The following is an 8,948-nucleotide window of genomic DNA, read 5'->3' on the forward strand; positions in this document are numbered from 1 at the left end:
GTCCGCGAGGGTGCCGGGCTACTTCTGATCGTCTCAGACTTCATCAAGAGGAACATCGAATGATCGTCTACGGCCAGGGCGCCCAGGAACTCGGCATTGCCGGGTCTCTCCTCGCTGCGCATCTCGGGGAGCTGCTCATCAGCAAGGGCGTCATCACGAAGGCCGACGCCGCGGCCATCGTCGCGGCCGCGAGAGCGGACGCCACCGCACAGCCCACCGTCTCCGGCGCGAACGCGGCCAGGATCATCGACGAGGTCGGTCAGCAGTGGGACCAGGCGAAGTAGCCTGAAAACGAAAAAGCCCCGCGCGGCGGTGCCGGCGGGGCTGAAGTGGCGGCGGCCGTCCAAGCTGCCGGTCGCGGTGCAATAGCAGGCCGTCGGGCACGAAAAAACCGCCGCGGCCGGAGCCGGGCGGTTCAAGGTGATCGTCAGGGAATGTGCGCCGTCTACGCGCGGACGGGCTGGCGGTTCCGGTCAGATCCGCGGCTCCCGGTCGAGCCAAGGCCGCAGCTTCTCCACCAGCCAGCGCAAGTCCGGCTGCGTCAGCGCCAGGATCAGCACGAGGCCCAGCGCGACGACCCACTTGCTGCCGAGCAGGATGCGCTCCTTCGGCGGCACGCCCTCGCCGAACAGGTTGGGCGCGCTCACCATCAACATGAAGCCGACGCCGGACAGGGCGATGAAGTAGTAGTTCACCGCGTTGTTGACGACGAAGTTCTGGAAGCCGCCGAGGCGCCAGAGCAGGCCGAACACGCCGGATCCGACCGAGCCGAGCGCCAGGAGGTAGACGCCCCAGACGCCGCGGCTCGACGGGCTCGGCCAGGGGCGCTCCGCGGCGGCCCGCATGGCGTTCGGCATGTAGGTGACGAGCGCGATCGCGGCGGCCGCGAGCACGAAGATCCGCACGCTCTCGCCGAGATCGTCGGCCTGCGACGCGCGCGCGACCATCGCGAAGCCGATCGTCAGCAGGACGGAGAGCCAGAAAAACCGGCTGAACAGGACGTCCCTAATCCACGGCATCGTGCGCTCTGTCCATTTTCCTGAGCATCCCGGCCATCGACGCCTGGATGCGGGTCTCGGCCGACATGGCCTGTCCCGAGGTGAGCACGAGGCCCAGGGCGGCGCGGTCATTGGCCTGGCGCGCCTTGCTGATTGAGGCCGCGCCCGCCTCGACGCGAGGCGTTGCTGGCGGACCGCCCCGACGCGAGGGCCGATCCGTCTTCGCCGCGGCCAGCCACTGGTGCAGCATCTTGAGCACCCCCATCATGGCGGCCCCGGGAGGCCGGGCCCCTTGCCGCCGAGGGTCCAGGCGATGCCTCGCAGCATCTCGTGATTGCGGTCGATGTCGCGATGGTGCTCGCCGTTCAGGCGCTCGAGGTTGGCCACATGCTGGACGAGCTCGCCGAGCTTCGCGGCCAGCCGGTCCATCGAGGCCGTCCGGTCGGCCTGCGTCTGCGAGATGACGTTGAGCGCCCCCGTGTTGTTGTTCAGGGCCGTCATCACCTCGCGGATCTCGGCGATGCGCTGATCCGAGATCGCTTGGTGCCGCTTCTCCCAGGCGTCCCGATCCTCCTCGTGCTCGCTCTGCTGCTTGGTCAGAGCGTCCTTGTGCTGCCTGGGCTGCCACCAGACGACCATCCAGGCGAGGACGACGATGGCCGCGATGGCGAGGATCAGGAGCGACTCGGTGATGCCGCCCTCGGCGACGATCTTGGAGGCGGCCTCGTTGACCGCGGAGGGGAGCCCCGTCGGGATGCCGGTCGGCACCTCGGCGGCGGCGAGGAAGATGCGTTCCATCCCTCAGATCACCGACCCGCGCAGGCCGAGCGCCACGCGGCGTTCAGCGACCGCAGCCGGCGGCGCGTGCGCGGGTCGTCGGTCCGGGCGTACTGCACGGGCGACGTCATCACGGCGCACAGCCGGGCGGCCGGCACCGCGGGCGCCTCAAGGTCACAGCGCAGGATCGCGAGCCCGAGGGCAAAGCCAATGCAGGTCACGAGGTCGTCTCCGGGAGCAGGTCGTCAGGGTTGTCAGCGCCGTCCGCCGCGGCATCGGCGGCCGCACGCGCCCGGGCCTCCTGCGCCTCGGCGACCAGCGTGGAGGCGTTCGCCTGCTGCGCCGCGCCGAGGTCGCGCTGATCCTGATCGTGTCGCAGGCTGTCGACCTCCTTAACGACGGCGTCCGAGAACATCCGCGCGAGGAGGCCGAGCAGCGTGCTCAGCAGGGCTGAGAGGCTGAACACGTCAGCCGGCCACTACGGGTGCGGTGGTGGTCGGGCCGGCCGCCGTCGGCGTCGAGGTCGCGAGCGAGGCGCCATCCTCCACCGGCAGCAGCGCGATGATGTGGTCGCGGATCGCGTTCGTGCCGCCGGTCCAGGAGAGCAGCCAGCCGGGGGTGTGCTCGACGACGTAGTTCAGGGCGTTGGCCAGCACCTGATTGCCGACGTCGAAGCTGAGCGTCTTGTCCTTGGCGGCGCCCGCCACCGTGTTCACGCCGAAGCTGATAGCCTTCTCGACGAGCTGCTGAGTGATCAGGCCCTTCACCACGGCGCCGATCGAGGCCGGCAGGCGGCGCAGGCCCCAGGTGATCGCTGCCATCACGAAGGCGGTGACGATCTCGACCGCCGCCTGCGCATAGGAGGCGATCCAGGTCCCGAGCGGGACGGTGACCACCGCGGTATCGGTCGCGGGCTGCGCGACAGTAGCCGCGGCCTGAGCGAAGGCCGGATGGATGCCGAGACCAACGACGGAGACCGCAAGCGCGACGGCTGCGAGCGTCAGACCGGGCACGCGGCGGGCGGCGCAGATCAGCGCGCCGATGAGTGCCGAGCCGAGCAGGAGCACCATGACGCCGTGGCCAGCGGCGCGGGACAGGTCGAACGGCTGGCCGGTTGCGGCCAGGACTGGAGAGCCGACGCAGACAAGCGCCAGCGCCACGAGGACGATGCGGGTCATAGGAGATCTCGAGGTGGAGGTTGCCGGGCTACCCGCCGGCGCAGGTCACGCGCGGATGACGACCCACGCGAAGGCGATGACGACGGCGAGCACGATGAACCCGACGCCGGACACGACCGGGATGGCGCCGGCGACGCGTTCGTCCGCCGAGCCGGGGCCGCTGGTAATTGCGACGCCCCAGGCGATCAGGGCGATGCCGATGGCGACCAGGGCGACGAGGAACCACTTCACGGGTCAGCCGCCGAAGAACGGGGAGACGAAGGTGCGCCAGAACCAGTTGCCCAGGCCCGGGGCCGGCTGGACCTGCACGGCCGGCATGGCGCCGACTTGCCGGCGGCCGGCCTCGGTCAGGGCGTAGAGCCGTCGGCGAGGCTCGGGACCTTCGTCCCAGGCGCTGACGATTAGGCCGGCGCTCTCCATCGCCGCCAACTCCGGGTACAGCGAGCCGGCGCCGACCCGCGTCGCCTTGGAGATGCCGGCGCCGGAGCGCTCGGCCGCCGGGGCGTTGGCCAGATGCGACAGGATCTGCGCGGTGAGACGGGAGGTAGGCATCAGGCGCGCCTCCGGGCTGGGGCCTTGGCCTTCTTCGCCATCGGGGCGGGCGGCTCGGCGGCGCCGCCCTTCGCGAGGGCAAGGGATTGCGTCAGGACGCCATTGACCCGGGCGTTCCAGCCCTTGCCGAAGGTGCGCCAGGTCGAAAGCCGCTTGAGAAAGGCCAGCCGGTCCGCGCAGATGCGCTCGACAGTCTGGGCCGCAGGCTTCGCCGCGATCGCCTTAAGGGTGATCGGACCGAGCTTCCCGTCGTCGGCGACCCCGACGGCACGCTGCAACGACATCACGGCGCGCGCGCGGCCCGAGTTCACAGCGAAGTCGAAGACGCAGAAATCGACGCCTGCCGGCAGCTCGTCGCCCCGGATCGCATCCCAGTAGTTCTTGCGGTAGATCGGCGCGACGGTCGTCTTCGTGAGGGCGCGAACCTCAGCCTTGGTCGCCGGGCGACCGAGCCAGCCCGACAGCGTTCCGATGGTGATGCCGAGGTTGGTCGCGCCGCCCGGATCCGCCGGGTGATCGACGTACCCGCCCTCGTGCACCAGGACGAGCGCGAGCGCCCGCTCGAAGTTGGCAGCGGCCATGTGGTCCTCACGATGTTTGCGGTGGTGGAGCGTCAGCCGCGCCGACGCGGCGGCCAGGCGCAGATCCAGACGGTGCCGGCGCCCTCAATGAAGACCGGGACGGCGTGCGGGCGGCAGCGGGGCCGGGCCTCGGCAGCGGCCGGCCACAGGAGCGCACAGGCGAGCGCCAGCGCCGCGAGACGCGAGCGGATCATGGAGGGTCCTGGTGGTGAAGAGGCTACCGAAGCGCGGAGATCGCCCAGGGGATCGGTGCGGCCGCGGACATCGCCAAGGCGGCCGAGAACCTGAGGAGCACGGTCCCGTCGCTCGGCACCGTGGGCGGCCCGATCAGCGTGACGCCGTCCGGCAGGGCAGCGAGCGGCTGGACCGACACGCTTTCGCCGGCCTTCAGCGCGTCGCCCGCCCGTGCAGGTACGAGGTTGGTCAGGGTGATCGTGAATTTGGCCAAGGCGGCGACGTTCGGCAGGGCTGCAACGGCGCCGAAGTGTGCGACCTCCTCGGGCTTGCCTTCCAGTGCCGCGACGCGGGCCGCCAGGGCATCGAGGCGGGACGACAGAGCCGCGGCAGTGGCCAACGGGTCGGCGTTCACCTGCGCGACCGCGGCAAGCGCCTCGCCACCGGGCTGCACGACCTTCAGGTAGTCCGTTGAGGCGACCGAGGCCGCGAGCGTCGCGTCCATTCCGTGCGCTCCCTCAGGTCGGCTCGGTCTGCGCCTTGGCGAAAACGGCAGGCACGTCGATCAGCGCCTTGCCCGAGGCGTCCGCCCCGGCATTGGCTGCCACGCGAACCAGCAACGGGTCGGAGGCTACCAGCGGTGTGTCGCGGGAGATCAGCCCGACCCGGTTGCGGTCCTTGCCCTTGGACCGGGCCACGCCTCCGAGCCACGCGTCCGCCAGCCCGAGGTCTCCCAGCGCGAAGAAGAACTGGTTGCCGGTGATGCCGGATGGAGCCGCGGGCGTCTGCATCGCCGCTACGTCGGCCGCACGCGCGGCGGGATCGACGGGCACGAACTGTCCCGACAGGTCCTGGCGGATCGGAGCATCGCTCATGTCGGCGGGATCCCGCGAACCGAGAAGGTGGTGCCGGCGACCATATTTCCCGTGGTGGTGAGGACGCGCAGGGCGTTCACCACCAGGGCGGCGGTCGAATAATTGCCGACGGCCGGGGCACGCTGGATGAAGTTGCCGCCTTCAATGCCGGCCGAGGTGACAGTCTGCATCAGCGGTTTGATCGTACCGGTGCCCTGGACGAGCATCGCGCGCGCGATCGTCCAATTGACAGATTGCGCGTCTTGGTTGCTGACGAGAGGGTAATAGGATTGGCTGCTGGGGGCGCCTGCTGAGACGCCGGAGGCGCTGCTGTAGACGGACTGCCACAGGTAATCCGAGGAGCCGGCCTTGAACGTCGATCCGCCGTCGGACGAGAACCGAAGACCGACACCCGCACCCGCGGTATCCACCTGGGCCGTCAGCGTGATCTCGTAGGCGCTGTAGCCGAGCGGCAGCAGGTAGTCCGCCGAGACGGCCGCACTCGTGAGCCGCGCGCTGATCAGCAGCGGGGTCCGGTCGATCCAGTCGGTGACGTAGGCGGTCGCGCCGGTCTGGACGATCCGGGCCTTCTGCTTCGGTAGAAGCGCGGTCGTGCCGTTGGTCACGCCATCGAGCGTGGCGCCAGACGGGACGGCCAGAGCGATCGTGCCGGTGGTCGTGTTGCTGTTGAGGATCGGCCCCGACCGCCAGCCCGCGCCTCCGTTCGCGGCAGTGATCGTCCCGGTTCCGGTGGGGTAGAGAGGGCGCTCGATATCTGCGGCGACGAGCGTGACCGCAGTAGAGGGAGTGGACGGGACGGGACCCGAGACGTTGCTCCGGACCTGATCCTGCTGTGACGACGTCAGGGTCTGGCTGGCGTCGTAGCGCAGGGCGCCCGTGCCAGGGGAGGCCGCCGCACACACCGTGTCGGTGCCATTGAACTGGAATGTGCAGCCCGAGGTCGAGGGCGTGAGCGCGCCCCAAATCGATGCGCCCCGAACCGCGATCGTGCTGCGCGTCGAGCCGATCTGGACGTCGAGGTAAGAGCTGAGGGAGTTGTCGGAGACGTTCGCCGTGCTGCCGGTCGGGTTGCCGCGAAGCGTGCCGGCCGCGGCCTGGGACATCTTCGCAGGCGTGACGACGTTCGGCGCGATGGTCGTCGCGAGCGAGCCCGCCGAGGTGGTCACGTCACCGGTCAGAGCTCCGTTTGACGCGCTCGTCGCCCGGCCTTTGGCGTCCAACGTCAGGTTCGGCAGGACGTAGGAGCCCGCAGTGACACCGGAGGCCGCCAGGGTTCCGGCGATGCCGACGTTCGCCGACCCGTCGAAGGACGCCGACCCAGTGATATCGCCGGAGAGCGACAGGGTACGCGCCGTCGCGAGTGCCGAGGCGGTCGAGGCGTTCCCGGTCAGCGCGCCGGTGATGCCGCCCGAGGCGCTGAGGTTCGTGAACGCGCCGGCTGCCGGAGCCGTGCCGCCGATGGCGGTGCCGTTGATCGTCCCGTTGACGATCGCCGCAGCGGCGTTCTGCGTGGCCCCGACGATCCGGCTGTCGTTGCCGCCCGCGACCGTGCCGGCGGTGGTGCCGACACCCGTGATCGTCTGCCCGCCTGCGCCGCCCAGAGTAACTGACGCGAAGATCGGCGAGGGGTAGGACTGCGCGCGAGCGAGCGTGGGGAGCGCCGCGATCAGCAGCGCGAGAATAAGGCGCATGCGGTGATGCCTAGGATCGTGCGAGGACGCCGCCGTTCCACCAGAGTTGCCCAGCGATGGCCGGGAGCGTGGTCGGGAGGCTGGCGAGCGCAGATGTGATGTTGGCGGCAGTGACCGACGCATCGGAACCGTTGGCGCCGTTGGTGCCGTTTGTGCCGGGGGTGCCCTGCGGTCCAGCTTGCCCGGTGGGGCCCTGGGCGCCTGCAGGATAAGCGGTCGCCGGCACGACGGCGCCAATGCCGCCCGCACCAGCCAAAGCCGATGAATTGCCGGCCAGGACCAGCTTCGGCCCTGGTGCGGCATTGACGAGCGCGATGCTCATCGCGTCACACCCTGCCTGACGATGAGAGAAGCCGGGCCGTTGGTCTGGAACAAGTTGATCGTGCGCCCGTCCGCGGTGGCGACGATGTCGGTCGTATAGGTTCCGACCGTAAGGCCATTCAGACTTGATGGCGGCACGTTGAATGCGAGCTGTCCATTCGTGCCACCGTTGACCATCGTGGCAGCGGCTGTCGAGATGTCGAGCCCAAGCACAGGCGAGTCAGCGGTAAGCCGGACCTGAAGATCAAACGCGATGCCCGTGAGGTCGAGCGGCATGGGCTGGAAGGCCAAGTTGGCAGCCGCATCCGTCACTGTTGCGGCAGCACTGAGCGTGATGCTGGTCGTGCTCGGGACCGCGGCGATAATCGTGCCTGCCGGGATGCCGAAGCCAGTCACGAGCTGACCCGGCACGATAGCCGCCACCGTTGCAGCCGGGAGCCCCGCTACCGTGGCCGACCCAGACGTGAGCGCGCCGCTCGCCGATTGGAAAGCGGGCGAGCCCGGCGCCGAGAACATGATCGTGTCGTACCAGCCCGCGCCCTTGACGACGGAAAAGACGCTTTGCGTTCCGTCGAACTGCGGGAGGTTGAGGATCTGAGTCACGGGCGTAGATCAGGCCGCGAGCGCGTTGGCGCGGACCAGGATCTTGTCGACCGTCGCGTCGTCGTACTTTCGGGCCGCGACCATGGCCTGCACGAGCGGGTCAGTGCGCACGATGCTGACGGCGAGATCCCAGTCTTCCTGAAGATCGGCATCGGAGGCGATGGCCTCTTTCACGGCTGGCCACTCGGGCTTGGGGAACACCGCGTCGGGCCCGGTCTCGGCGAGTGCGCGCTTGAGCCCGAGCTTGGAGCAGCGATCCGGCACGGGCTCGGTCGGCGGCACGATGATCGGCGCCGAGAACTTCTTCCCCTTCAGAGCCCAGCCCTGCTGCACCTCGGGGCCGCACGCGACGAACTGGCTTCCGATCTCCTCGCCGAAGACCTCAATGGGGGTCGGCTGTGGATTCGGCATGGGAGCATCCGGCTCGTGCGGCCAAAGCTCGGCAACGGTGCTGTCAACGACGCGGGCGTAGATCTGCACGAGCGGAGTTCCTTTATAGATCTTGGCTGAGATAGAGCCAATCAATCCACATGGCGCTGTTTGAAAAGCGCCCGTTAAGTGGGAAATTGTAGATGTTCCACTCCCAAGCCATCCCATCCAGTGGGATCTTTGAGGAGTCGGTTATCGTCGCGACCAAGGCGTCATTTATATACGCCTCGACGGTCGGCGTTCCATCGCAATAATTTGTCTGGACACGAAGGATAAGCCACTCGCCGGGCTGATGCGTAACGCCGGTGTCGATAAAGGAGTGTTGTCCGTTGAGGCACGCCGCGATCCGCCAAGTAGTCGCGACATCGCGGGAGTCATAGTAAAATTCGCAGAAATTCTGCGGGTCATTGTATCCGACGAACCCCACTGAGGTTTGCAGATACGTGTTGGTCCCATAAACTACGCGGGACTCCCCGACCGCGTTTCTCTTCACGGTCCAGTTGCGGGCATCCTGCGGAGCAGACCATGACGATGAGCCGGACGCCTCGCCGAACCGAAGGTAGCAATTCGCCTGGATTGCCGTGCCCGTCTGAAGGGTAACGCGCCCCCCAATGGAGTTCGGATCGCTCTGGCTGCTGCCTTGGCAGAGCTTGACGACCGGATTTTTGGTTGCGTCCTGCGACGTTGCCCCAAGCACGATCCGATATCGCGGATCCAGCACCAGCCCAAGAAAATGGTCCTCCCATTTCGGGCGCGAAGCGAGCGGCAC

General features: G+C 68.5%; 18 protein-coding genes. 1 reads left to right on the top strand and 17 read right to left on the bottom strand.

Going from position 1 to position 8,948, the window contains the following annotated elements; genetic code table 11:
• The first annotated feature begins 59 nt into the window (after nt 1–59).
• Nucleotides 60–284 (top strand): hypothetical protein, encoded by a 225-nt coding sequence (locus tag LOK46_RS10410; RefSeq protein WP_273563694.1) that lies wholly within the window; start codon nt 60–62, stop codon nt 282–284.
• A gap of 189 nt (nt 285–473) precedes the next feature.
• Here LOK46_RS10410 and LOK46_RS10415 read toward each other — a convergent pair whose 3' ends face one another.
• From LOK46_RS10415 to LOK46_RS10495, 17 genes are read right to left on the bottom strand one after another with little or no spacing between them, the layout of a single operon-like run.
• Nucleotides 474–1,019, bottom strand: a complete 546-nt coding sequence (locus tag LOK46_RS10415) for a hypothetical protein (RefSeq protein ID WP_273563695.1) — start codon at nt 1,017–1,019, stop codon at nt 474–476.
• Complete coding sequence (locus LOK46_RS10420) at nt 1,006–1,266, bottom strand: hypothetical protein (protein ID WP_273563696.1); 261 nt, start codon at nt 1,264–1,266, stop codon at nt 1,006–1,008. The genes LOK46_RS10415 and LOK46_RS10420 overlap by 14 nt, the downstream gene beginning before the upstream one ends.
• Entirely contained in the window at nt 1,263–1,796 is a 534-nt protein-coding gene (locus tag LOK46_RS10425) for a hypothetical protein (protein WP_273563697.1), read from the bottom strand. The genes LOK46_RS10420 and LOK46_RS10425 overlap by 4 nt, the downstream gene beginning before the upstream one ends.
• A gap of 8 nt (nt 1,797–1,804) precedes the next feature.
• A complete protein-coding gene (locus LOK46_RS10430; RefSeq protein WP_273563698.1) occupies nt 1,805–1,996 on the bottom strand; it encodes a hypothetical protein in 192 nt (63 codons plus the stop codon).
• The gene (locus LOK46_RS10435) at nt 1,993–2,241 is read right to left on the bottom strand and encodes a peptidoglycan-binding protein (protein WP_273563699.1); all 249 of its coding nucleotides are present in this window, start codon (nt 2,239–2,241) and stop codon (nt 1,993–1,995) included. Before LOK46_RS10435 ends, LOK46_RS10430 begins: the two co-directional genes overlap by 4 nt.
• A gap of 1 nt (nt 2,242) precedes the next feature.
• On the bottom strand, nt 2,243–2,953 hold the full coding sequence (locus LOK46_RS10440) for a hypothetical protein (protein WP_273563700.1): 711 nt from the start codon (nt 2,951–2,953) through the stop codon (nt 2,243–2,245).
• Nucleotides 2,954–2,998: 45 nt separating this feature from the next.
• Entirely contained in the window at nt 2,999–3,184 is a 186-nt protein-coding gene (locus LOK46_RS10445; protein WP_273563701.1) for a hypothetical protein, read from the bottom strand.
• 3 nt (nt 3,185–3,187) lie between these two features.
• Nucleotides 3,188–3,505, bottom strand: a complete 318-nt coding sequence (locus LOK46_RS10450; protein ID WP_273563702.1) for a PadR family transcriptional regulator — start codon at nt 3,503–3,505, stop codon at nt 3,188–3,190.
• A complete protein-coding gene (locus tag LOK46_RS10455) occupies nt 3,505–4,086 on the bottom strand; it encodes a glycoside hydrolase family 108 protein (RefSeq protein WP_273563703.1) in 582 nt (193 codons plus the stop codon). Before LOK46_RS10455 ends, LOK46_RS10450 begins: the two co-directional genes overlap by 1 nt.
• 32 nt (nt 4,087–4,118) lie before the next feature.
• On the bottom strand, nt 4,119–4,280 hold the full coding sequence (locus tag LOK46_RS10460) for a hypothetical protein (RefSeq protein ID WP_273563704.1): 162 nt from the start codon (nt 4,278–4,280) through the stop codon (nt 4,119–4,121).
• A gap of 23 nt (nt 4,281–4,303) precedes the next feature.
• Nucleotides 4,304–4,765 (bottom strand): hypothetical protein, encoded by a 462-nt coding sequence (locus LOK46_RS10465; protein WP_273563705.1) that lies wholly within the window; start codon nt 4,763–4,765, stop codon nt 4,304–4,306.
• Between the two features lie 13 nt (nt 4,766–4,778).
• Complete coding sequence (locus LOK46_RS10470) at nt 4,779–5,135, bottom strand: hypothetical protein (protein WP_273563706.1); 357 nt, start codon at nt 5,133–5,135, stop codon at nt 4,779–4,781.
• On the bottom strand, nt 5,132–6,826 hold the full coding sequence (locus LOK46_RS10475) for a hypothetical protein (protein ID WP_273563707.1): 1,695 nt from the start codon (nt 6,824–6,826) through the stop codon (nt 5,132–5,134). The genes LOK46_RS10470 and LOK46_RS10475 overlap by 4 nt, the downstream gene beginning before the upstream one ends.
• A 10-nt stretch (nt 6,827–6,836) precedes the next feature.
• A complete protein-coding gene (locus LOK46_RS10480) occupies nt 6,837–7,148 on the bottom strand; it encodes a hypothetical protein (protein ID WP_273563708.1) in 312 nt (103 codons plus the stop codon).
• A complete protein-coding gene (locus LOK46_RS10485; protein ID WP_273563709.1) occupies nt 7,145–7,750 on the bottom strand; it encodes a hypothetical protein in 606 nt (201 codons plus the stop codon). Before LOK46_RS10485 ends, LOK46_RS10480 begins: the two co-directional genes overlap by 4 nt.
• Nucleotides 7,751–7,759: 9 nt before the next feature.
• On the bottom strand, nt 7,760–8,230 hold the full coding sequence (locus LOK46_RS10490) for a hypothetical protein (protein WP_273563710.1): 471 nt from the start codon (nt 8,228–8,230) through the stop codon (nt 7,760–7,762).
• A 13-nt stretch (nt 8,231–8,243) separates the two neighbouring features.
• On the bottom strand, nt 8,244–8,948 hold the full coding sequence (locus tag LOK46_RS10495; protein WP_273563711.1) for a hypothetical protein: 705 nt from the start codon (nt 8,946–8,948) through the stop codon (nt 8,244–8,246).

Source organism: Methylobacterium sp. NMS14P (assembly GCF_028583545.1).
Classification (GTDB): domain Bacteria; phylum Pseudomonadota; class Alphaproteobacteria; order Rhizobiales; family Beijerinckiaceae; genus Methylobacterium.

Excerpts from the sequence above, each read along its gene's own strand:
- LOK46_RS10410 (WP_273563694.1), top strand. The coding sequence starts at position 60 with ATGATCGTCTACGGCCAGGGCGCCCAGGAACTCGGCATTGCCGGGTCT.
- LOK46_RS10415 (WP_273563695.1), bottom strand. The coding sequence starts at position 1,019 with ATGCCGTGGATTAGGGACGTCCTGTTCAGCCGGTTTTTCTGGCTCTCC.
- LOK46_RS10420 (WP_273563696.1), bottom strand. The coding sequence starts at position 1,266 with ATGATGGGGGTGCTCAAGATGCTGCACCAGTGGCTGGCCGCGGCGAAG.
- LOK46_RS10425 (WP_273563697.1), bottom strand. The coding sequence starts at position 1,796 with ATGGAACGCATCTTCCTCGCCGCCGCCGAGGTGCCGACCGGCATCCCG.
- LOK46_RS10440 (WP_273563700.1), bottom strand. The coding sequence starts at position 2,953 with ATGACCCGCATCGTCCTCGTGGCGCTGGCGCTTGTCTGCGTCGGCTCT.
- LOK46_RS10450 (WP_273563702.1), bottom strand. The coding sequence starts at position 3,505 with ATGCCTACCTCCCGTCTCACCGCGCAGATCCTGTCGCATCTGGCCAAC.
- LOK46_RS10455 (WP_273563703.1), bottom strand. The coding sequence starts at position 4,086 with ATGGCCGCTGCCAACTTCGAGCGGGCGCTCGCGCTCGTCCTGGTGCAC.
- LOK46_RS10460 (WP_273563704.1), bottom strand. The coding sequence starts at position 4,280 with ATGATCCGCTCGCGTCTCGCGGCGCTGGCGCTCGCCTGTGCGCTCCTG.
- LOK46_RS10465 (WP_273563705.1), bottom strand. The coding sequence starts at position 4,765 with ATGGACGCGACGCTCGCGGCCTCGGTCGCCTCAACGGACTACCTGAAG.
- LOK46_RS10470 (WP_273563706.1), bottom strand. The coding sequence starts at position 5,135 with ATGAGCGATGCTCCGATCCGCCAGGACCTGTCGGGACAGTTCGTGCCC.
- LOK46_RS10475 (WP_273563707.1), bottom strand. The coding sequence starts at position 6,826 with ATGCGCCTTATTCTCGCGCTGCTGATCGCGGCGCTCCCCACGCTCGCT.
- LOK46_RS10480 (WP_273563708.1), bottom strand. The coding sequence starts at position 7,148 with ATGAGCATCGCGCTCGTCAATGCCGCACCAGGGCCGAAGCTGGTCCTG.